The organism is Leekyejoonella antrihumi (genome assembly GCF_007845645.1).
Taxonomy (GTDB): Bacteria; Actinomycetota; Actinomycetes; order Actinomycetales; family Dermatophilaceae; genus Leekyejoonella; species Leekyejoonella antrihumi.
Map to the genome: position 1 here is coordinate 1 of NZ_VCQV01000036.1, position 20,916 is coordinate 20,916.

The window sequence follows — 20,916 nt, forward strand, 5'->3', positions numbered from 1 at the left end:
AGAACCGCCCACCCGACGCGCCAGTCGGGCCACCAGCATGCGCTGGCCGACAAAACCACCCGCACACGGCCCCAACGGCACTCACAAGCAGTTACTGGCCGCCACATGAAAGAGGGAGGCTAGGAGGACCCATGTCGTTACGCCAGGCGACTGATCGACCACAGCGTTTCGTCCCGACGTCGAGTCGGCATCCTGTGGACGAGGTATTGCCCACACCACGCCTGATCACGCTCGGCATCCAGCACCTGTTCATCATGTATGCCGGCGCGGTTGCGGTGCCGCTGATCGTCGGGGGAGCACTCAAGCTGCCGACGTCGACCATCGCACTGCTCGTCAGCGCCGACCTGCTGACGTCGGGGATCTTCACCGTCGTCCAGTCCGTCGGGATCAGCAAGGTTTTCGGTGTCCGGCTGCCTGTGGTCACCGGTGCGACCTTCACGGTGCTCACCCCGATGATCATCATCGCGCAGGAGTACGGGCTGCAAGCAGTGTATGGAGCGATGATCTGCTCGGGGGTCTTCGGCCTGCTGATCGCAAAACCGTTCTCCATGCTGATCAGGTTCTTCCCGCCACTCGTGGCGGGCACCGTGATCACGATCATCGGACTGTCGCTGATCGGCGCGGACGTCAGCCTGATTGCCGGCAGTGACGCGACCGCCAAGAACTACGGCCAGGTCTCGCACATTGCGGTCGCCGCGATTGTCGTGCTGCTGATCGTCGTCATCACCCGGGCCTTCCGGGGCTTCGTCGGTCAGATTGCGGTGCTGCTGGCGATCGTGATCGGCACCCTGGTCGCCTGGGCCATGGGAATGACAGACTTCTCCGCGGTCAGTGGCGAGAACTGGGTGGGCTTCAGCGGGTTCCTGCACTTCGGTGCACCGAAGTTCGAGGCTGCCGCCATCATCTCGATGTGCATCGTGATGTTGGTGACCTACACCGAGTCGACCGCGGACATGCTCGCGGTGGCCGAGATGGTCGACAAGGAGCTGACGCCGAACGATCTGGCTCGTGGTCTGGCCACGGACGGCATTTCGGCAATCTTCGGCGGGTTCATGAACGCCTTCCCGGACACGTCCTTCGCGGAGAACGTCGGCCTGGTCGGGCTGACCAAGATCCGCAGCCGCTGGGTCGTCACGGTCTGTGGCTGCTTCCTGATCATCATGGGGTTCATTCCCAAGCTGGGCGCGGTGGTGGCCAGCATCCCCGACCCGGTCATCGGTGGCGCCGCGACGGTGATGTTTGCAATGGTGGCCGCGGTCGGCATCCGCACGCTGCACAAGGCGTCCTTCGAGGACAACCACAACCTGCTGATCGTCGCGGTCTCCCTGTCGATCGGCATGATCCCGACGGTGGCACCGACCTTCTATGAGAAGTTCCCGCAGGACTTCCAGGTCATCTTCAGCTCGGGCATCACCTCCACGGTGATCGTGGTCTTCATCCTCAACCTGGTCTTCAACCACTGGGTCCGGACCCCGCAGACCGAGGGTGCGGTCGACAACGCCCTGCGGCACGGCGCCGTCTCGATCGACAAGGAAACCACCGACAAGTCGGAGGCCTGATCCGGGTTCGAGGAAAGGCGGTCGGTGAGCCATCTTTAACGGGAGTGCTTCACCTTGAACCTCTGTCAGTGGTCGGCCGCGATCGATTATCCTGCTCGATATGGACACTGCCCGTGCGCGCCGGCCCGAATGCCGTCCTGGCCGCAACACACATGCAGCATCCATGTGGACTCACGCCAGTGCACCAGCCCAACCGTGACGGCGCACGGAAAGCCGACCACACCGGCCGTTGATGAGGGCGCTCCTGCTGAGACCAGGTTGCGGTATGTGGCAGGCATCGGCCCGATTTCGGCGCTGAGCCTGAGCGCGATCATTGTGTTTCTGGCACTGTCGACACAACTCGGTGCGGACTGTGAGTGGCTTGTTGCGCTCGGACGGCACATCGTTGCCCAGCGAGGCATCCCAGATGGCGTGCCATTCGCCGCCGCGCCAACCTCAGGCTGGCACAACGTCCCGGTGCTGGCGGAGCTCACGTTTGCGGGGATCGCCCACTTTGGCCCCATCGGCCTCGTCGTCGCACAGTTGGTCGCCGACGGCGGGGCGATGATCCTGGTCGGCATCGGTGCTCGACGGATGGGCGCGTCAGATCGGTCAACGGCGCTCATGCTGATCCTGGTCACGCTCGGTGGACTGTCCGGGTTGGTGATCGCTCGGGTGCAACTGTTTTCGCTGGTGGCATTCGCTGTGATGCTGCTGTTGCTTCGCTCGGACCAGGCGCGGCCGTCCAGGCGCCTGTGGTGGTTGGTGCCGTTGGTCGTCGTTTGGGGCAACCTGCATGGAGCAGTACTTGTCGGAGTTGTCCTTGCGGTCTGTTACCTCTTGATTTGGAGACTTCGCAGGCGCCCGAGCGAGACGGTCGCTATTGGCGTTGCATCGGTTGCCGGGATCTGCGTCACCCCAGCGGGTCTGGGGACAGTCAACTACTACAGCGCTGTGATGCAAAACGAAGGTGCGGCGCGCGGACTTGGAATGTGGGCTCCACCCAGCGCTCACAGCGTCTTGGACCTACTGATGCTCGCCGGGTGCGCGTTGCTGACCTATCGGTTCGTGCGATCGGGCCGCCCACTGTGGGAACTTGTCGCTGCAGCGGGTTTGATCGTGGGCACGGCAACCTCTGCTCGATATGGCATATGGCTGTTGCTGTTCGTAGCTGCACCAGCGGCGGTCGGCGCACGGAGAGCTGTCGAGCGAGAGAAACAGGCTAGCGGTGGTCGAGATACCCTCGTGAAGCTGGTATCAGCCGGTGTCCTCACGATCCTCGTTGCGGGTTTCGTCTTGCAAGTACGTGGTCAGACGATGTTTTTCACGACCGAGAAGGTAAGTGCGGCCGTCAATCAAGTGGCCGTGGGACGAGTCGTGTTGGCACCGGATCCATTGTCCGAGTCCCTCGCAGTCGCAGGCGCCAGGGTATGGATCAGCGATCCGATCGACGCGTTCAGCCGGCGGGATCAGGTGATGTACATCAACTTCTTGGATGGCTCCCCAGCAGCCCACCGAACGCTCGACGGGGTTGGTGTCGTCGTGGTGAGCGACGGCACTGAAGCCAGTGCGGTCGTCGCAGGCGACAAGCGGTTTCACCTGGTCCGATCCGTTGAACAGTGGCGCATCTACGCGAGGGACTGAGACTTCAAACCTCGAATTCTCAGGAACCGAGGTGGCTGAACATCTGGACGATACGGATAGCGCCGGGCCCAAGGATGGCGATGAAGAGCGCCGGAAAGATGCAAAACATCATCGGGAAGAGCAACTTGATGGGCACCTTCTGGGCCTGCTCCTCGGCGCGCTGCCTGCGGATCAGGCGCATCTCGCCGGCCTGCTCGTGCAACACCTGCCCGATGGGAATGCCGAGCTGATCCGCCTGGACGATCGCCGTGACGAAGGTCTTGATCTCCGGCACAGATGTGCGGGAGGCCAATGAGGAGAACGCCGCTGCCCGGGACTTCCCGATCGAGACCTCCTGGATGACCCGGGCGAACTCCCCGGCGACCGGTCCGGTCACCGCCCCGGCCACCTGCTGGAGCGCAGCATCAAAACCCTGACCGGCCTCGACGCACACCGTGAGCATGTCGAGGGCGTCGGCCAGACCTCGCCGCAATGCATCCTGGCGGTGCTGGCCCGAATTGTGCAGGAGAAGGTCCGGCAGGAAGAAGCCGATCGCCCCGAGGACGATCGAGGCGAGCACCCCTGCGAGTGAGAGGCGGCCCAGTAGCAGGCCGACAACCGCCCCGATAATCAAACCGGCCCCTTTGAATCCGAGCACGCGTTCCGCCGACAATCCAGCGGGGTTGCCGGCGAAGTCCAGTAGTCGCACGATTCGACTGGTCGTCCCCTTGGGGGAGATGGCAATTGCAAGCCGCCGCGTCGAGGCGAAGATTGGTTTGGCCACCCGGTCGCCGAGAGGGAGGTCCTGCTTGGCCATCTCGTGAGGTCGGACCCCCTGGTCGATCAGCGCAAGGCTGTGCGCAACGGAGGCGCTGCCGGATCGAGCAGCAAAAGTCAGTATCAGGGCGCATGCCAGCCCGACGAGCACAGCGCCGGCACCGATGTATAACAGCATCGCTCACACCTCCACTACGACTACGCGCCGCATCCAGATAATCCCGATGGCCATGGCAGTCGCGCCCGCGATCATCATGGCAATACCAAACGGGTTGGTCCACAAGAGCGAGATGTAACTCCGGTTGACGAACCACAGGTAGCCCACGATCCCGAAAGGCATTGCGACCAGGAAGTAGGACGACAGCCTGCCGTCCGCGGACAGCGCCCTGATCTGGCGACGAAGCGACTCACGATCACGCAGTGTCCTTGCAGTAGTGCGTAGCGTTTCTGAGAGATTCCCGCCGACATGGCGCTGGATCCGGATTGCCATGACAGTCCACGTCATGTCGACGCTCTCCATCCGGGTCGCCATCCTGTCAAGGGCATCCTCCAGCTCCGCTCCGATGCGAGTCTCGGCGAGTGCGCGGGCGAACTCCTTGCCTGATGGCTCCGCGGCGTCCTTCGTGATGCCGTCGATGGCTTGGGGGAGGGAAAAGCCTGTCGCGAGGCTGGAGGCAAGCAACGTCAGCACATCCGGCAACTGCATTCTGAAGAGCCGTGCGCGCCGGCGTGCGAGCGTCTTGAGCAGCAAAGGTGGCAGCGCGAAGCCGAGAACACCTCCGAGGACAAGTCCAAAGAGCGCGGCTACGGCAGACCCATGTATCAAGAGCCATCCCATGAGTACACCCACGGTGACTGACAATGCCCGCAGTACATACCACTCATTGACGCGTATGGGCAGGTCGGCCCGCTCGAGCAGCAGAGACACCTCCGTGCTCGAGGCACGGCGTCTGGCAAAGGCATCCCCGACCCTGAGCAGGCCGCCGGTAAGGTCGACACTGCGACGCGCGGAGGTGTCCTTCGCAGTGCCGATTGCGGTGCCGACGTAGGAGTCAATGGTCCGAATTCGCTTGCGCGCATGCGGGGTGAAGACTGATGACGAACCGAGCAGGATGAGTGTCAGCAGTCCGACGAACACCGCAGCTGCGGCAATCCATATCACTCGTCGAGAGATCGAGCCGACTGCCGGTGCCATCTGGGTGACCGGACTGGCCGCCGACGGTGCGACTCTCGGCGCTGCGACCACCGACGGAGGCAGCAGGACACGGGTGTTGGCGGTGAAGCGCTTGCCGTTCACGATGCCAGTGACTGTGATGGGCTGACTCCCGCCGACATTGGCCGGCACAGCGACGGCGACCCGTACTTGCGCGGCGATCCGTCGCGCGGCGGACGCGAATGCCTTTTGGAGCGATGCGCTGTCCGTGGCACGTGTCATCGTGCCCTCGCCTGCTGTGGCGAGCTTGCCCAGCACACCGTATTGGCTCTCATCGGTTTGGAAGCCGATGGCTGAGATGCGGACATCTTTGCCACGCAGCGCCGAGGTGACAGTCGTGAGGGAGGACTTGCTGACCGTGTCACCGCCGTCGCTGAGCAGCACGATGGTGCGGCTTCCCGCCGTGCCGAGATCTTTGATGCCCATCTGGATCGCGTCATAGAGACCGGTCTCACCACCGGCCGTGAGACCGGTGAGAGCAGCTGTCACCGATGCGTGTTTTCGAGTTGGTGAGACCAGCAGGTGCGGTTGGCCGGAAAAACTTGCCAGCCCGACATAGACATCCGGGGGCATCTGGGCGAGGAACGATTTCGCGGCAGATTTGGCCGCAACGAGCTTACTGCCTGCCATCGAGCCGCTGGTGTCGATCAGGATCAGCGCAGTGCGCCGTTCCTGCGTGATCGGTGTCACTTTGGCCAGACGAGGTGCGCCGCTGCCGTATTGCACCTCGAGGCTGCCGGGGTCGATGTTGTCGGCGCTTGCTGCGCCCGGCACGGTGAGGATTCCGTGCAGCGTGCCGTGGGAGATGCTCACCTCGCTGAGGGTGGGTTTCTGGGGTTCGGTCGTCGTAGCCCAGGCGCCACCGACCGTGAGGGCCAGAGCCGTCAGGGTCGCAACCAGCAGTGCGCTCGCTCGGCTCAGGACGCGGATCATGACGGCTGCCCTGTGCGAGCGTAGTGACCGTTGGCCTGCGGCGACGCTGCTGGTGCGCCCTTCATCAGGGCAGGGTTGAAGGCACCCAGCGGCAGCTGCACGCCGACCTCGGCCAACGTGTCGGTGAACTTCGGTCGCAGTCCGGTCGGCTGGACAACCCCGAGCATTCGCCCGGAGGTGTCTCGCCCTGCAGAGTAGTCGAATCTGAAGAGGTCCTGAAGGGTGATGATGTCGCCCTCCATTCCGAGCACCTCGGTCAGAGCCACAACCCGGCGACTGCCGTCCTTCATCCGCTCGAGTTGCACGATGAGGTCGATGGCGCTGGACAACTGCTCGCGGATTGCGCGCATCGGCAGCTCGATCCCGGCCATGAGCACCATGGTCTCCAGTCGGGACAGGCTGTCGCGGGGTGAGTTGGCATGCACCGTGGTGAGCGAACCCTCGTGGCCGGTGTTCATGGCCTGCAGCATGTCGAGCGCCGCACCGTCTCGGACCTCGCCGACAAGGATGCGGTCGGGGCGCATGCGCAATGCGTTGCGCACCAGGTCGCGGATGCTGATGACGCCGCGACCCTCGATGTTGGGTGGACGGGACTCCATGCGCAGCACGTGCTGCTGACGCAGTTGCAACTCGGCAGCATCTTCGACGGTGATGATCCGCTCGTCCTCGGGGATGAATCCGGACATCACATTGAGGAAGGTGGTCTTGCCGGTGCCGGTGCCGCCGGAGACCACCATGCTGATCTTGCCGCGGACGCAGGCCTCCAGGAAGTCCCTGACCTGCGGGGTCATTGTGCCGAACGCGATGAGGTCCTTGTCGGTAAAGGGCTCGGCGGCGAACTTCCGGATGGTCAGTAGGCTTCCGTCCAGTGCCACCGGCGCGATGACTGCATTGACCCGGGACCCGTCCAGGAGCCGCGCGTCGACCATCGGTGAGGCCTCATCGATCCGCCTCCCGACCCGGCTGACGATCTTCTCGATCGTGCGCCGCAGATGGGCCTCACTGCTGAAGGTGGCTTGGACCGACTCGACCCTGCCGTCGCGCTCGATGTAGATCTGGTTGGGTCCGTTGACCATGATCTCGGTGACGGTCGTGTCGCGCAGGAAGGGCTCGATCGGCCCGTGGCCGAGGATCTCGTCGGAGACCTCCTGCGCAACTCGGGTCCGGTCTGAGGTCGACAATGGAGTGTCCTCGGTCTCCAGGACGTCCTGCAGAGTGACCTTGACCCGCTGCTCGAGCTCGCTGGCTCGCAGGTGTGGGTCATACAGTTGCGGCCCGAGGCTGTCGATAAGAGCCTGGTGCACGCGCTGCTTGACCAACAGCAGCGGGTCGGTCGAGGCATGATGCGACCCGGCGCGTGAGGCCCCCGACCGCGCGAACCCTGCAGGATCCTGCGCGCCCCGTCGAGCCTGTTCCAGGCGGTCAGAGAGGCTCATGCCTCGCTCCGAGCGTCGACCGTGCGGCGGCGGAACAGGGACGACTTCTGCTTCTCGACCCTCGGCTCTGTGGGACGCTTTGCCGATTTGGCGGGGCCTCCCGCACCGGGCAGCACGCGTTGCCGGGCGATGGCCCGCAGCGCGACACTCACCGGGTGGCGAGGCTGGTGGAGCACGATCGGCACGCCCCGATTCGTGGCCGCGGTCACGTCCTTGCTGTCCGGGATCTGGGCGTCGACCTCATGATGGATCGCGGTGGACACGTCGTCGATGGTGAGCCCCGTCTTGGCATCGGCCCTGTTGAGCACGACGAGCCGACTCTCCTGCGGGTGCCCGAGCAGATCCAGGGTGTCCAGGGCCAGGCGAAGGTTCTTCACCGACGGAATGTCGAGGGTGGCCAGGACCAAGGACAGGTCGCTCACGTCGAACGACGCCAGCACATGCTCGGTGAAGGCGGGGGGGGTATCGATGACCACGACATCGTAGAAGCGTCGTGCGGCCCGGAGCGTCTCGCTCACCAAGGCACCCGAAATACGGTCGGCGTCGCCAGGATGCGCAGGCGCGCACAACACGTCGAGGCCATTCTGGTGCGAGGTCACGACGGACGCCAGGCCCTCCTGGTCGATGTGCCCGGCCATCGACACCAGGTCTGCCATGGTCCGCTCCGGGCCAAGCCCGAGGGAGATCGCGACGTCGCCGAAGGCAAGGTCGAGGTCGACGAGCAGCACGCGCGCCCCAGTCTGAGCGAGATCGGCTGCGATGTTGCTGGAGACGGTGGTCTTGCCGCAACCTCCCTTTGCGGAGAAGACGGTGATCACTCGTGCGTCCTGGGCAGGGCCAGTCGCACCGCCGAGCCGCCTGGACAGCTCCTGACTGCGACGGCAGGCATCGGACAGTGCTCCCAGGTCATCGGCGGCGACGACTTCACGCACTCCGGCCCGAAGCGCCTCGCCAAGGACCGCCACATCGAGCCGGCGGCGCATGAGGACCACTCCGACCTCGGGACGCTCGAGTCGCAGGGTCTCGCAGGCGCCGAGGGCGGCGGTGAGATCGATGTCCGGCCCCACGACCAGCAGATCCTGGGTCCGGTCCTCGGTGACCGCACGCATGGCGGTCGGGCCGGAGTCGACGACGCGGAGCGTCTGGCCGAGAGCCATCCGTAGGCTGTCGAGCGAGTGAGTGTCTGGTTCCCAGAGCACGGTCATGACGAACCCCCTATGGCTTCACGACGTTGGTGTCGTTGGCCGTCGAATTTTGGTTGACCTTCGTGCCGCTCCCGAGCAAACCCGCGTAGAGGTTGCCGGTCTGGATCGCCTGAACGAGCTTGACCGACTCGGCGGGCGTCACAGCGACGGTCACGATGAAGGCACCGTTGCTGTTTGACGACGTAGACGCCGTTGACGACTTCGAGGCGCCGGATGTCGGTGTGCTGGCGCCGATCGCGATGACCTCGACGTCCGACAGCACCACGGCCGTGCCCCGGATGCCAGTGGGGTTGGTGTCATCCGCGAGCTTATGGGGAGCCGGAGCCAGCTGCTTTGCCTTCGGATCCCGGGCGTTGAACGTGTCGTAGATGACGATGTGTGAGCCCTTCGCGAGGAGCGGCGCGACACCCGAGTCGATGCCGAGGGTGACCGTCAGAGCGACCTGCCCATTGGGGACGCCGGAGACGTCGGCTGCCGCCCTGGGCATGACGCCGAAGCCAGCCGTCATCACCATCTCGCCGGGCTGAATCGCGCTGAGCGCCACCAGACCTGCATGTGCCGGGTCCAGCGCGGCCATCGCGCCGGAGGGGGCGCCGGCGGCCACGACCGACTGCAGCTTGATCATCCCCTTGTCCACCGCAGTCTGCGCTGTGGTGCCCTTGGGAACTGTGCTGGCAGCGATGTAGACCTTCGTGACCTGCTGGCCGGCGACCGCCCGGTTGTCGGCAGAGTGCGCATACGAAACCACCGCGCCCACCCCGAACAACGCAACGACCACCGCGACGACGATCGCCGCTATGCGTTTCTTCATGACTCTCCCTTGTCAACCATTGGTGCCGGCATCAGCCGACCATCTGAAGGACGGACAGTCCGAGGTTTGGCGAGCCCGACCCGATGGTTCCTACTGGCGCTAGCGCCTTTACGAAGTATCCCCAGATGCATGCGTTGCCTGGGCAGTTCGGCGAGCTGGTGTTGTTCGGTGCAGAGCCGGAGTACTTGAAGCTGGGAGCCTTGATCCCGTCCAGGTGGAACGCCGCCAGGCCGGCGATGTGGAAGGTGGCGTTCTGTCCGTTGCCGTTTGCTGCGTCATACACTGGCACGTAGACCACGCTGCCGACGAGGGGGCTGACCTCCGTGTCGCAGGAGTGGCCCTTGCCGTTGCCAGGGTTTGAACCCACATTTCCGCCGACCGTTATGAGTGCCGTGCAGCCAGTCGTGTCGAGCCAGCCGAATCCGCCGGGTATCGTGACGCCACAGCCTGCGTCCATGACGTTCAGCTGGATGGCGACGTCACTGGTGCCGGCGAAGTTGGTCCCGTTGCCTGTCTCCGTATTCCACTGGCACAGACCAATCGTGAATGGCACCGTGGCGACGATGCTGCTTGGGCTACCCCAGGCGACGCGGGAGCAGGCCTCTGGGTGCTCGTTGCCGTGGAGGATAAAGGCATGCACCGAGTTGTTGGCCGCGGTGTGCACCTCGACGTAGTTGGTCGGCGCCGGGTTGGGCAATGTCGGGCAGTCCGGCAGCTTGGCCGTGTCTCCCGCCCCGCAAGACGTTAGGCCGGCTGCGGTGCCGCAGACCGAGGTAACACCGATGCCGGCCATCGACGGGTCCGCATTGCCCTGAGCCCATGCCGATGGATTGCCACTTGTCGCAGTGCAGCCGGCGGACGAGGTCGCGCAGCTTTGTGCGACTGACAGTGCCGCTGCGTCGGCGCCGTTTTGCGCCTGTTGCCGCTCGGTGTAGAGGACTCCGGTGTCGATGGCAAGCGCCCCGATGCCGGCGACGGTCAGGGACAGGAAGATCGCCGCCATGATGGCGATAGCCCCCTGTTCGCGCGAGCGAGGGGTCCGCGACCCGAAAAGTGACGTCAACCGAAGCATCTCATCCTCCGCACCGCATGCTGGCGGTCGAACTCAGCTGGACCACTCCATGACTGGCCGGAAGAACCAAGCCCATGATCGAACCGACCGGCGTGATGAAGCTGAAGTTGTAGGTGACTGTGGCGGATGCCGAGTCGGTTGGTTGCGAGGAACTGGAGCATGGAGTTGACGACGCGATGGTCGCTGCCGCTCCTAGTGGTGTCGATGCGTTGACTCTGGCCTGTGCAGAGCCCGGGAGGGCAAGAGCCTCCATGCGGACGGCCTCCCTGGCTGCATTTGTCACCTGGATCTGATCGTTGAGCATGCGACCGAAGTCGACAAGACCGAAAATGAGGATGAGGAAGACCGGCAGCACAAGAGCGAACTCAAGCGCGGCGGCTCCGCGCTCGCGTTGACTCTTGTGCATGCCGGTCCTCATCGGTTCCCTTTCGTGCAGCCACCCCTTCGGGCGGTGTCCGTGCTAGAGCTTCGGTGGCACTGTCTGGTAGAGCGCCAGCAGCTGCCGCCCCAGGAGGCTCGCACCGGCAATGAGGACCAGGGCGACAACCAGGACCAGCACGCCGTACTCGATCGAGGTCACGCCGCGCTCGGCATGCGCACGTCGGAGCGCGCGTTGCCGCGAGGTCCCCATGGTGTTGGGCGACCGCTCTAGAGGTCCCCGGAGATGGCGGTGAACAAGTCCGAGAGCTTCGTTCCGAGGAGCGTGGCGCCCACCACCATGGCGAGTGCGATGAAGACGGCCAGCAGTCCGTATTCGATTGCGGTCACGCCGCTCTCGCGGTGACCGTCGAGAGCCTGAACCATGCGTGCCTGAAACTTGATGAGCGAACGAGACATAGCGAATCCCTTCCGGGGTGTGTTGGTTGGTCACGGTCCGATCGGGGCCGTGTGCAAGGCAGTTCCCCATCGCTGAACGGTGTCGGCGGTGGCGAACTTGGCCGCAGACCTCCTGCGCTGGAGTCCTGCGACCACCCGGGTCAAGGGCCCGGTTTGGTGGTGATCCCGAGCCAACAACTCGTCAAGTCCGGGTCAACAGGAAGTAAACTAAGGGTAAAGTCTTCGAGTGTCAAGTAGTTCGTTCATCGAGTAGTTAATTATTCAGCGATGGTCGTCTCCCGGCCGAAAAGGACACCCATGGACCACCCCAGCACCCCGGACGCGGTCGGTGCACTGCGCGCCCTGATCGTGTCCGGCGAGCAGTTCCGCCAAGCGATCGCCGACCACTTCGGGGTCGGCGTCACCGAGACGGTGGCGCTGAGCCACCTGCGCGTCCACGGTGCGCTGACCTCAGGCGAGCTCGCCGAACTCGCCGGCCTCACCTCCTCCACGGTGACGGCGCTGGTCGACCGGCTCGAGGGCTTCGGCCTTGCTGACCGATCCGCCCACCCGACGGATCGGCGCAAGATCGTCATCGCCCTCACTCCAAGCGGCAAGGACCAACTGGACCGCACCGAGGAATGGCTTGCCGCGGCGCTCCAGGTCCCGGTCGGGATGGACCCCGCCGCGGTCACCACTCTGCTGACCCGGCTTGCCGCCGCCCTCGACCAACAGACCTTGCAGATCAGCGAGTTGCCACCAGCCGACACGGCCCCGCAGTAGGAGACTGACTCGGCGTGGAGGCCCCTGCGTGCGGTCATGAGCAGGTGGCTCGTGAATTGAGTTGCCAGGTTGGGCAAAGTCGTCAATTCGTATCGCGCCTGTGTTGGTCGGTTCTGGTCTTGAGGCTGGGGGTGGAGGCGTGTGTGGGCAGCCTGGTGCACGCGCTCGACGAGGGCGGGCTCGCGGCCTTGGGCCCACAATGAAGCAGCGGGCGGTCGCGAGGATTGATGCAGGTGCGAGCGAGCGGATCTGCCAAGTTGCTCGGTGCAGTTCCCCTGGTGCTGTTAGCTATTCAGATGTGAGGCCCGGCTGGTTGAGCCGGACGAGGCTGCACTGTCACGCTGGTTGAGCCGGACGAGGCTGCACTGTCACGCTGGTTGAGCCGGACGAGGCTGCACTGTCACGCTGGTTGAGCCGGACGAGCGTTAGCCGAGTCCGTGTCGAAACCCGGTGACCAATGCGCAATCAGGTCACCGGGTTTCGACGCGCGAGCCTCACTTCGTTCGGTCGCGGCTCAACCAGCGGTGGGCGGGCGTGGAGGTGAGGTCTTTGCTGGTTGAGCCGGACGAGGCGTTAGCCGAGTCCGTGTCGAAACCCGGTGACCAATGCGCAATGAGGTCACCGGGTTTCGACGCGCGAGCCTCAGTTCGTTCGCTCGCGGCTCAACCAGCTGTGGTGCTGGGTGCTGACGTGCTTGAGTGCGCCAGCGTCGCGGGGCTCGCCCCCACGGATGGTTGAGCCGTCGGGAGCGAAGCGAGCCGGCAAGTCGAAACCCGGTGAGACCAGGCGTGGACGTCGCCGTGGTTTCGACGCGGTCTCGTCCAGGGGGCTCGACCGGCTCAACCTGCGTCGGCAGGCCCGACTCGCTCAATCAACCGAAGGCTATGTGCAGTTGGTCGGGCGTGGAATTCCGCGGATCATTGTGGAAGGGGTGGGCCTATACCACGTCCCGGCGCCAGGACGCAGCAATATTGCCAGATTTTGCAAAAAAGAAGTTGAAAATTCAAAACCTGAAACCCTGTTCCCAAAAGGTAAAGAAAGAGTAAAGTCCGTTGATGTGCCGCGGCCCGCCTCTCCAGAGGGGGTCGGAGGCGGTCAGAGACACAGGGAGTGGGAGGCCAAGATGGTCTGGGGAGTAATGCGTGGACGTCCGCGCGATCTACCGTTCGATGAGACGCCGTTGCGGGGCGGACGGGTCGACACCCGCGCTCGGGTCGCGTGGCTGCTTCGAGTCAGTCGGATGGCGTCCGCCGATGGCGGCACGGGGGCAGACTTCTGCCGGCGGCTGTCCGAGCACGGATATCCGGTCGGAGCGTCGGTGCTCAGCAGGCGAGAGAGCGGTCAGGAAGAGACTCCTGGCGCCATGATCTCGGCCTACGAGCGCGCGCTCGGGCTGCCGTCCGGTCACATGCGAGGCGTCTGCGAGGCCATGTGGCGTTCGCTGGAGGTCGGCGCCCCGCGATCCTCTGCGGTGCCGATGAGTCGTCTCGAGCTGGCCGATGAGCTCGCCCGCATCGATGAGCTCGTCGATGCCGGAGGTATGCAGGGCGGTGACTGGCTGTCCCTTGCGCATGTGCTCGGTCAACCGGCCGGTCTGATCCTGCCGCCGTCGGTCCAGGAGCGGTGGACCTACCGGCTGCTCACCGAGATGGTGTGTTCTGTGCAGGGCGCCTACATCTCCCGTGTCGAGGCGCTGTCGCGCATGATGGTCGAGCCGCTCACCCGCGACACCGTGCGTGCCGCGGTGCGCACCTTCATCGCCGAGCCGGGCGCGCAGGGAGTCATCGATGCCGTCGCCATCCTCGGTGAGACCTCCGACCCGGACGTGGTGACCGAGCTGCTGAGCATGTTCGTGCAGCAGCGAGGCGCTGTCCGCCAGGGCGCGGCCACGGCGTTGCTGCAGTCCATCGTGCTCGGGCAGTTGAGCGCCGCGCAGGTGGTGCAGCTGCGTACCGCCATCCTGACCGTCGTACGCGACGACCCGCAGGACGGTGCAGCGCCTGCCTTCATGATGGCGCAGCGTCTTTCGCTGCAGATGACCCGCGAGGTCGTCGAGATCCTCGGATTCAACCCGGGCGACAAGCCTGCCGGTGCGCACATCCAGTCGCCGGCGGCGCTGCGGGAGTATGTGGCCGCGGCCGAGGCGGTGTCCGGCATACACGGCGACAGGATGCTCGAGCGGCTGCTGCGCGAGGCATTGAGCGACGACTTCGTCGAGCGGCAGCACCACGCACTGATGACGCTGGTGGTCAGCCCCTACCGAAACGCACTGGCAGAGACCGCGATACAGCTCGTGGACGGCTCGCCCGACCCTGTGGCTCGGGAGGCTGCAGGCCACATGCTCAGCTACCTGGCAGGTGAGCCTCAGGTCGATCACCTGTGCAAGCTGCTCGAACGCCCGGACCCACAGTTACAGCTGGTGGGGCTCATGGGGCTCGCACACAGCATTGGTGTGCCCGCGGATGTCGACCTGCACGACCAGCTGACCAACCTCGAGCTCAGCTCGAGAGCCGTCTATGCGGCGGGGATGTCGAGGCACCCCGACATCCGGCCGGAGTCCGGGATCCGGATCGCCACAACGCAGGCGCAGGCGCAGGCCAGCTGGTGGCTCCAGCACGGCAGCGGGATTCGTGAGTTCGGGGTCGCCGACGGACTGCTCCCGAGAGCGCACTCCATCGCCAGCTGAGTTGGTGTGAGCGGACGTTCGCCAAACGCCGTGATGACGTGAAAAATGCGGAATGTGCCAGGACCCAGGTCCTGGCACATTCCGCATTTCGGATATGCCTACTCCGGCTGGTCCGGGTGGTGGCGGGGGAGCTGCACACCACCGGGTGCCGGGGGCTGCGGCTCCGAAGGGCCCGCCGGGGGAGCCGCAGGCGCAGAGGGTCGGGCCGGCGGCTGCGCCGGACCGGGCTCGATCGAGGCTGTCCCCGAGGCGGGCGGCGGGGTCACCGGGGGAGTGGATGGCACGTGCGGGTGGCTGCCGCCGAACCCGGCCGTCTCCACCGGCTTGCGAGCGACGGCCTCGGCCGCGGCGACGGCTGCGGCGACAGCCTGGTTCTGCGACTCCTCGAACCAGTGCGCGATCTCGCTCTCGTCGACCTGCTTGACCTCTTCGTCGGCGGGCATCTCGTAGCGGAAAGTGCCGTCGTCGTCCTGGGTCCCGAACGAGCGGGCGAAGCCCTTCAGCGCGGAACCGAAGTCGTTCGGCACGACCCAGACCTTGCTGGCCTCACCCTTGGCCATCTCCGGCAGGGTCCGCAGATACTCGTAGGCCAGCAGCTCGGGCGTCGGCTTGCTCGCCTTGATGGCGGCGAACGTCTTCTCGATGGACTTCGCCTCACCCTGGGCGCGCAGGTACTTCGCGGCGCGCTCACCCTCGGCCGTCAGGATCAGCGACTGCCGGTCACCCTCGGCCGTCAGGATCGCGGCCTGCTTGGCACCCTCAGCGGCGAGGATGCGGCTCTGCTTGTCACCCTCGGCCGACTTGATCGCCGACTCCCGGTGACCCTCGGCCGCCAGAATGGTCGCCCGTTTCTCACGGTCGGCCTTCATCTGCTTCTCCATCGCCTCCTGGATGGACGGCGGCGGAAAGATGCTCTTCAGCTCGACGCGGGCGACGCGCAGGCCCCAGCGGCCGGTCGCCTCGTCCAGCTCGCCGCGCAGCCGGGTGTTGATGCGCTCACGGGAGGTCAGTGTCTCCTCGAGAGTCATCCCACCGACCACGTTGCGCAAAGTGGTGGTCGTCAGCTGCTCGACACCCTCGATGTAGTCGTTGATCTCATAGACCGCCGCGCGTGGGTCGGTGACCTGGAAGTAGACGACGGTGTCGATGTTGACCGTCAGGTTGTCCTCGGTGATGACCGGCTGCGGTGGGAACGACACGACCCGCTCACGCAGGTCGACCTTGTCGCGAATCCGATCGGCGAACGGCAGCAGCCAGGCGAGCTGTCCGGACACGGTCTTGGTGTAGCGGCCCAGCCGTTCGATGACGGCCGCCTCCGCCTGCGGGATCAGCGCCACGGACTTCGAGACGACCACGAACACGAAGATCACGATGACGACGACCACGACGATCGTTGCGTACATATCAGTTTCCCCTCTGGACGACAGCTGTCGCTCCGTCAATGCGTCGGACGATCAATCGCTCGCCCCGTTGGAACGAGTCCTCTTCACCGGCCGGCCGGGCGGTCCATACCTCGCCGCCGATTCGCACCTGACCACCGGCGGACCCGAACGAACCCAGGGTGATGGCCTCCTTGCCGATCAGCGCGTCGGTGTTGGTCAGCGTCTGCGGAGCGGACAGCATGCGGCGCTTGATCGGCGGGCGAACCGCGACAACCAACAGGATCGACACGACCGCAAAGACCACTGCGGCCAGCCAGACCGGCGCGCCGAGCCAGGATGCCCCGGCTGCCGCGAGCGCGCCGCCACCGATCATGAGCAGGACAAGATCGCCACTCAGCGTCTCGCCGGCTGCGAGGAGCAGCCCTGCCCCCAACCAGATAATTGCCGCCATATCACCAGTGTTTCAGATGTGACGACGGAAAACAGCCGCACCACCTGAGTTGCGGTCACCGCCCGGTGAACGCCGGCTTCTCCTTTGCAAGAAAGGCATCCACCGCCAGCTGGTGATCCTGTGTGCTGCCAGTCAGATTCATCAGCGACGCCTCGTGCTCCAAGGAGGCCGCCAGGTCGTGGCCGGCCGAGTAGGCGACGGCCCGCCGGATCGAGCCGAACGCGACCGTCGGTCCCGCGGCCAGCCGCGTCGCGATCGTCTGCACGGTCGCCTCCAGCTCGTCGGCCGGCACCACCTGCGAGGCCATGCCGATCGAGAGCGCCTCGTCGGCGGGTACGGTGCGCGGCATCAGCAGCAGTTCCTTGGCCTTCGCCACCCCGACGATGCGTGGCAGCCACCAGGAGGAGCCGGAGTCGCAGGACAGCGCGATGCCGCTGAAGGCCAGGTTGAAACCCGCGGTGTCGGCAACGATCCGCAGATCTGCCGCGAACGCGAACGACGCACCGGCACCCGCCGCCACACCGTTGACCGCGGCGATGACCGGCTTGTTCATCGTCGACAGCAGCGTCACGATCGGGTTGTAGTGCTCGGGCACGGTCGTGAACAGCGCGTCGGCGCCCTGCTCCAGCAGACCCACGTGCTCCTTGAGGTCCTGTCCGACGCAGAATGCGCGACCCGTGCCGGTGAGCACCACGCAGCGCACGGTCTGGTCCTCTGCGACCCGCTGCAGGGCGGTCAGCAGCGCCTCCTTCGTGGCGTTGTTCAAGGAGTTCATGGCGTCCGGACGGTTCAGACGCACCGTCGCCACACCATCGGTGACCTCCGTCGTGACCGGGGTGCTTTGCTCGTCTGGCATGCGGATCTCTTCCTCGAGGCGATGTGTTCAGGACGGGGCGGGGACCGGCACTCCGGACTCCCGCAGGCAGTCATCAACGTACGCGGCGGCGGCCGGCCGCAGTCGCGAGGTCAGCGAGGTGAACGTGCGGGCGGCATCGGTGCCGGGCCAGTCGCTCGGCAGGACCTGAGCAGGCAGCCCGGGATCGCTGAACAGGAACTTGCGCCACTCGTGCACGACCATGGTGCGGGTGGTGTAGGCCTGTGCCGGGTCTCGGGGGCCGGCACCGGCGGAGGTCTGGCCCACCCACCGCAGAAAGTCCCGGTAGGACGTGTCGAGGGTGGCAAGGTCCCACACCGAGGTGGCGAGCTCGTGGCCGTCACCGATGAACGAGGAGAAGAACTCGTGCGCCGGCGTGCCGTCGAGCGCGGAAGCCAGCTCGCTGCTCGCCCGCGGCGCGATCCAGGTGCCCGAGCTCAAGCGGGCGTATCCGAGATAGCCCAGGGAGGCAGCCAGGCGCGCTCGGCGGCTGCGGTCCGGTACGTGATCGGTGGCCACGAGATGCCACCGGCCGTCCCAGGGTGGTGGCACTACCGCATAGATGCGTTGCCACGCCGAGGCCAGCCGGGCCGTGGCCCGGGCGGTGGCGGCATACCCGCGCACGCCCGCGCGTTCCTGCGGCTCGAGCCAGCCCTCCCGGACCATGCGGGAAACGGCGGTCCGTGTCGCCGCCGGCGCGACCTCGACCTTACCGACCAGGCGGACGACGGCCGAGATCGGAGCCCATCCGCCGCGGTCGGCGAGGTGGTCCCCATACAGGTCGAAGACGGCCGAGCGGGCGTGCATGGTGGTCAGTCTGCCTCAACTTGTCGGGGTGAGGTTTCCGCACCGTCGATGACCCTGAGATAATAGGCTTCACGGAGACCGCATCAGCCGGGGTCCCTCGGCACACCAAACTTGTGCGTGGTGATGTGGTCCAGACATTTGCCACGCAGCGAAAGGGGAAGTACCCATGGCGGCGATGAAGCCGAGGACCGGTGACGGCCCACTGGAGGTCACCAAGGAAGGTCGCAGCATCCTGCTGCGGATGCCCTTGGAGGGCGGCGGGCGACTGGTCGTAGAGATGAACGCCGAGGAGGCAGCAGCGCTCGGTGACGCCATCAAGGGTTGCATCGGCTGACAAGGGTTCTTCAGCACCAGTTGTGGTGGCCCGGGCACGGCTCAACGTCCCGGGCCACCACTGCGTGTGCGACGGCACTGCACCGTTCAGTGCTTGACCGCGGTCAACAACCCGTCACCGATCGGCAGGAGGGCGGTCGACAGGTCGGGGTCGTCGCGCAGCGTCTTGCCGAGATCGCGCAGCGTGGAGGTGGTCTCGTCGCGGATCGCCGGGTCGGCGACGCGGTCGTGCCAGAGCATGTTGTCGATGGCCAGCAGCCCGCCCGGGCGTAGCAGTCGCAGCGCCTGCTCGACGTACTGGGGGTACTCCGACTTCTCACCGTCGATCAGCACCATGTCATAGCTGCCGTCGGCCAGTCGCGGCATGACGTCCAGCGCCGAGCCCGAGATGACCCGGGTCCGCTGGGCCGGCACGCCCGCCTCCGCGTAGGCCTGACGCGCGGCCCGTTGGTGCTCCGGGTCGATGTCGATGGTCGTCAGGACTCCATCGTCGGGCATGCCCCACAGCAGCCAGAGTCCGGAGACGCCGGCGCCGCTGCCGATCTCGACGACGGAGTGAGCGTGGACGCCGGCCGCCAGCATCCGCAGCGCCGCGCCGGTGCCGAGCCCGACCGGCACGCAGCCGAGGGTCTCCCCGCGCTCTCGAGCCCGCTCGAACGCCTCCGGTTCGGTGACGAACTCCTCGGCGTAGGCCTGGGTCGCCGGTCGCATAGTCCTCATGGGGACAAACTAGTCGCTGCCGGGAGAACAAAATCACTCAGGCGGGCGTTGTCGGCAGGGAACCTTCGGCGGTGCCCAGACGTAGTCCAGATGTGTGGACACTGCTGATACACAGCCCACGCGTAGCGTGCACTCGGTGTAGTGCGGGAGAATGTGTGGACAGCAACACCAAGCTGGCGGCCCGGGGGACGGGTTCGCTGATCGGAGGCAGGTCCCAATGACCGACCAGACCGTGCGACGCGCACCTCGGACGGAGGTGCCCGACGAGGCACCGCCCGGGTGGGTGCCGCCCACCTGGGAGGAGATCGTGACGCAGCACTCGGCCCGGGTCTACCGGCTGTCCTATCGCCTGACCGGCAACGTCCACGATGCGGAAGACCTCACGCATGACGTATTCGTGCGGGTGTTCCGGTCGCTGAACTCGTACCGGCCCGGCACCTTCGAGGGCTGGCTGCACCGCATCACCACGAACGTCTTCCTCGACAAGATGCGCCGCAAACAGCGCATCCGGTTCGACGCGCTGGTCGACGATGCCGCCGCTCGGCTACCGAGCCGGGACGGCACCCCCGAGCAGCAATATGTCGATGCGCATCTTGACGATGACATCCAACGTGCACTGGACGCCTTGCCCCCGGACTTTCGCGCGGCAGTGGTGCTCTGCGACATCGAGGGCCTGTCCTACGAGGAGATCGCCACAACGCTCGACGTGAAGCTGGGGACCGTGCGCTCCCGGATCCACCGGGGCCGGGCCCAGCTGCGCGAGGCACTTGCGCATCGCGCGCCGGAACGTCGACCGGAGTCCACTCGTGCCACCCGCCCGGGCATCGCGATCCCGCAGGCAGCGGGTGGGCATTCATGACCGGTTGCGGAGCGCACCCAGACGACTTGCTCCCCGACTATGTCGACGGGCTGCTGTCGGATGCCGAGGAGCACGCGGTCGAGCGGCACCTGATTGCCTGCCAGCACTGCTGCGCGCGCGTCCATCAGGAGCGCGAGCTGATCGCTCGACTGCGTGCAGTCCACCTCGACGCGGGTCACCACCAGCAGCTGATGGCCGGGCTGTTGAGCCTTGCCGGCGACGAGGGCAGCATGCCGCGGGAACCGGCCTTCGCCGATATCCGGGCCACTCCCGCGATGATGACGACGCACGCGCCGGCGCAGTACCTCTCCGCCCGCCGTTCGGTCGCCTTCACGCTCGCCGCGGTCGCCGGCTGCCTCGGCGCCGCGCTGACCGTCTCGCAGGTGCCCCAGTCGACCGCTTCGAGCGACGGTTCCGGATCAGTCGGCGGAACGGCGACGTTCTCTCGTTCCGTCTCGGCGCGACACGCGACATCGGCCTGGCCCGATGCCGCGGTCCGCAGCTCGGGTGGCAGTGCCGCGTCGACGCGCGTCTCCTCGATCAGTGTCTCCGTGCCCGGCAGGTGAGATCGAGTTGCCCGTCGACCTTGCCGTGATC

At 65.8% G+C, this 20,916-nt stretch carries 20 protein-coding genes; 7 read left to right on the top strand and 13 right to left on the bottom strand.

Going from position 1 to position 20,916, the window contains the following annotated elements:
• The first annotated feature begins 206 nt into the window (after window positions 1-206).
• Window positions 207-1,559: a nucleobase:cation symporter-2 family protein gene (locus FGL98_RS19925; protein WP_222432289.1), complete on the top strand. Its 1,353-nt coding sequence runs from the start codon at window positions 207-209 to the stop codon at window positions 1,557-1,559.
• Window positions 1,560-1,754: 195 nt separating this feature from the next.
• Window positions 1,755-3,182, top strand: a complete 1,428-nt coding sequence (locus FGL98_RS19930) for a hypothetical protein (protein WP_146319768.1) — start codon at window positions 1,755-1,757, stop codon at window positions 3,180-3,182.
• 19 nt (window positions 3,183-3,201) lie between these two features.
• Here FGL98_RS19930 and FGL98_RS19935 read toward each other — a convergent pair whose 3' ends face one another.
• The 8 genes from FGL98_RS19935 to FGL98_RS19975 form a co-directional block, all read right to left on the bottom strand.
• Window positions 3,202-4,116 (bottom strand): type II secretion system F family protein, encoded by a 915-nt coding sequence (locus tag FGL98_RS19935; protein WP_146319770.1) that lies wholly within the window; start codon window positions 4,114-4,116, stop codon window positions 3,202-3,204.
• Window positions 4,117-4,119: 3 nt separating this feature from the next.
• On the bottom strand, window positions 4,120-6,084 hold the full coding sequence (locus FGL98_RS19940; protein WP_146319772.1) for a VWA domain-containing protein: 1,965 nt from the start codon (window positions 6,082-6,084) through the stop codon (window positions 4,120-4,122).
• A complete protein-coding gene (locus tag FGL98_RS19945) occupies window positions 6,081-7,520 on the bottom strand; it encodes a TadA family conjugal transfer-associated ATPase (RefSeq protein ID WP_146319773.1) in 1,440 nt (479 codons plus the stop codon). Before FGL98_RS19945 ends, FGL98_RS19940 begins: the two co-directional genes overlap by 4 nt.
• Window positions 7,517-8,725, bottom strand: a complete 1,209-nt coding sequence (locus FGL98_RS19950; RefSeq protein WP_146319775.1) for a CpaE/TadZ family protein — start codon at window positions 8,723-8,725, stop codon at window positions 7,517-7,519. The genes FGL98_RS19945 and FGL98_RS19950 overlap by 4 nt, the downstream gene beginning before the upstream one ends.
• A gap of 10 nt (window positions 8,726-8,735) precedes the next feature.
• The gene (cpaB, locus tag FGL98_RS19955; protein ID WP_146319776.1) at window positions 8,736-9,536 is read right to left on the bottom strand and encodes a Flp pilus assembly protein CpaB; all 801 of its coding nucleotides are present in this window, start codon (window positions 9,534-9,536) and stop codon (window positions 8,736-8,738) included.
• A 31-nt stretch (window positions 9,537-9,567) separates the two neighbouring features.
• Entirely contained in the window at window positions 9,568-10,608 is a 1,041-nt protein-coding gene (locus FGL98_RS19960) for a pilus assembly protein TadG-related protein (protein WP_146319778.1), read from the bottom strand.
• A gap of 1 nt (window position 10,609) precedes the next feature.
• A complete protein-coding gene (locus tag FGL98_RS27225) occupies window positions 10,610-11,026 on the bottom strand; it encodes a TadE/TadG family type IV pilus assembly protein (RefSeq protein ID WP_146319780.1) in 417 nt (138 codons plus the stop codon).
• A 230-nt stretch (window positions 11,027-11,256) separates the two neighbouring features.
• Window positions 11,257-11,445: a Flp family type IVb pilin gene (locus FGL98_RS19975; RefSeq protein ID WP_222432291.1), complete on the bottom strand. Its 189-nt coding sequence runs from the start codon at window positions 11,443-11,445 to the stop codon at window positions 11,257-11,259.
• 297 nt (window positions 11,446-11,742) lie between these two features.
• On the opposite strand from FGL98_RS19975, the gene FGL98_RS19980 reads away from it, so the two are divergent.
• A complete protein-coding gene (locus FGL98_RS19980) occupies window positions 11,743-12,207 on the top strand; it encodes a MarR family winged helix-turn-helix transcriptional regulator (protein WP_186526272.1) in 465 nt (154 codons plus the stop codon).
• Between the two features lie 1,138 nt (window positions 12,208-13,345).
• Window positions 13,346-14,893, top strand: coding sequence for a hypothetical protein (locus FGL98_RS19985; RefSeq protein ID WP_146319788.1), 1,548 nt, complete (start codon window positions 13,346-13,348; stop codon window positions 14,891-14,893).
• A gap of 98 nt (window positions 14,894-14,991) precedes the next feature.
• On the opposite strand, the gene FGL98_RS19990 is transcribed toward FGL98_RS19985, so the two are convergent.
• From FGL98_RS19990 to FGL98_RS20005, 4 genes are read right to left on the bottom strand one after another with little or no spacing between them, the layout of a single operon-like run.
• Window positions 14,992-16,296 (bottom strand): SPFH domain-containing protein, encoded by a 1,305-nt coding sequence (locus FGL98_RS19990; RefSeq protein ID WP_146319790.1) that lies wholly within the window; start codon window positions 16,294-16,296, stop codon window positions 14,992-14,994.
• A gap of 1 nt (window position 16,297) precedes the next feature.
• Window positions 16,298-16,726, bottom strand: a complete 429-nt coding sequence (locus FGL98_RS19995; protein WP_146319792.1) for an NfeD family protein — start codon at window positions 16,724-16,726, stop codon at window positions 16,298-16,300.
• A gap of 55 nt (window positions 16,727-16,781) precedes the next feature.
• Window positions 16,782-17,582, bottom strand: a complete 801-nt coding sequence (locus FGL98_RS20000) for an enoyl-CoA hydratase/isomerase family protein (RefSeq protein WP_146319794.1) — start codon at window positions 17,580-17,582, stop codon at window positions 16,782-16,784.
• Window positions 17,583-17,609: 27 nt separating this feature from the next.
• Window positions 17,610-18,407, bottom strand: a complete 798-nt coding sequence (locus FGL98_RS20005) for a PaaX family transcriptional regulator (protein WP_146319796.1) — start codon at window positions 18,405-18,407, stop codon at window positions 17,610-17,612.
• Between the two features lie 166 nt (window positions 18,408-18,573).
• Here FGL98_RS20005 and FGL98_RS20010 point away from each other — a divergent pair, with 166 nt between their 5' ends.
• Window positions 18,574-18,741 carry a DUF3117 domain-containing protein gene (locus tag FGL98_RS20010; RefSeq protein ID WP_083450321.1) on the top strand — a complete coding sequence of 56 codons (168 nt, stop codon included), beginning with the start codon at window positions 18,574-18,576 and terminating at the stop codon, window positions 18,739-18,741.
• Window positions 18,742-18,827: 86 nt separating this feature from the next.
• On the opposite strand, the gene FGL98_RS20015 is transcribed toward FGL98_RS20010, so the two are convergent.
• A complete protein-coding gene (locus FGL98_RS20015; RefSeq protein ID WP_146319798.1) occupies window positions 18,828-19,460 on the bottom strand; it encodes an O-methyltransferase in 633 nt (210 codons plus the stop codon).
• A gap of 217 nt (window positions 19,461-19,677) precedes the next feature.
• On the opposite strand from FGL98_RS20015, the gene sigE reads away from it, so the two are divergent.
• Together sigE and FGL98_RS20025 are read left to right on the top strand one after the other, a co-directional pair.
• Window positions 19,678-20,319, top strand: a complete 642-nt coding sequence (sigE, locus tag FGL98_RS20020) for an RNA polymerase sigma factor SigE (protein ID WP_146319800.1) — start codon at window positions 19,678-19,680, stop codon at window positions 20,317-20,319.
• Window positions 20,316-20,885 (top strand): anti-sigma factor, encoded by a 570-nt coding sequence (locus FGL98_RS20025; protein ID WP_146319802.1) that lies wholly within the window; start codon window positions 20,316-20,318, stop codon window positions 20,883-20,885. Before sigE ends, FGL98_RS20025 begins: the two co-directional genes overlap by 4 nt.
• Window positions 20,886-20,916 lie beyond the last annotated feature (31 nt).

Coding starts and splice junctions, on each gene's coding strand:
- FGL98_RS19935 (WP_146319770.1), bottom strand. CDS start 4,116: ATGCTGTTATACATCGGTGCCGGCGCTGTGCTCGTCGGGCTGGCATGC.
- FGL98_RS19940 (WP_146319772.1), bottom strand. CDS start 6,084: ATGATCCGCGTCCTGAGCCGAGCGAGCGCACTGCTGGTTGCGACCCTG.
- FGL98_RS19945 (WP_146319773.1), bottom strand. CDS start 7,520: ATGAGCCTCTCTGACCGCCTGGAACAGGCTCGACGGGGCGCGCAGGAT.
- FGL98_RS19950 (WP_146319775.1), bottom strand. CDS start 8,725: ATGACCGTGCTCTGGGAACCAGACACTCACTCGCTCGACAGCCTACGG.
- cpaB (WP_146319776.1), bottom strand. CDS start 9,536: ATGAAGAAACGCATAGCGGCGATCGTCGTCGCGGTGGTCGTTGCGTTG.
- FGL98_RS19960 (WP_146319778.1), bottom strand. CDS start 10,608: ATGCTTCGGTTGACGTCACTTTTCGGGTCGCGGACCCCTCGCTCGCGC.
- FGL98_RS27225 (WP_146319780.1), bottom strand. CDS start 11,026: ATGAGGACCGGCATGCACAAGAGTCAACGCGAGCGCGGAGCCGCCGCG.
- FGL98_RS19975 (WP_222432291.1), bottom strand. CDS start 11,445: ATGTCTCGTTCGCTCATCAAGTTTCAGGCACGCATGGTTCAGGCTCTC.
- FGL98_RS19980 (WP_186526272.1), top strand. CDS start 11,743: ATGGACCACCCCAGCACCCCGGACGCGGTCGGTGCACTGCGCGCCCTG.
- FGL98_RS19985 (WP_146319788.1), top strand. CDS start 13,346: ATGCGTGGACGTCCGCGCGATCTACCGTTCGATGAGACGCCGTTGCGG.
- FGL98_RS19990 (WP_146319790.1), bottom strand. CDS start 16,296: ATGTACGCAACGATCGTCGTGGTCGTCGTCATCGTGATCTTCGTGTTC.
- FGL98_RS19995 (WP_146319792.1), bottom strand. CDS start 16,726: ATGGCGGCAATTATCTGGTTGGGGGCAGGGCTGCTCCTCGCAGCCGGC.
- FGL98_RS20000 (WP_146319794.1), bottom strand. CDS start 17,582: ATGCCAGACGAGCAAAGCACCCCGGTCACGACGGAGGTCACCGATGGT.
- FGL98_RS20005 (WP_146319796.1), bottom strand. CDS start 18,407: ATGCACGCCCGCTCGGCCGTCTTCGACCTGTATGGGGACCACCTCGCC.
- FGL98_RS20010 (WP_083450321.1), top strand. CDS start 18,574: ATGGCGGCGATGAAGCCGAGGACCGGTGACGGCCCACTGGAGGTCACC.
- FGL98_RS20015 (WP_146319798.1), bottom strand. CDS start 19,460: ATGAGGACTATGCGACCGGCGACCCAGGCCTACGCCGAGGAGTTCGTC.
- sigE (WP_146319800.1), top strand. CDS start 19,678: ATGACCGACCAGACCGTGCGACGCGCACCTCGGACGGAGGTGCCCGAC.
- FGL98_RS20025 (WP_146319802.1), top strand. CDS start 20,316: ATGACCGGTTGCGGAGCGCACCCAGACGACTTGCTCCCCGACTATGTC.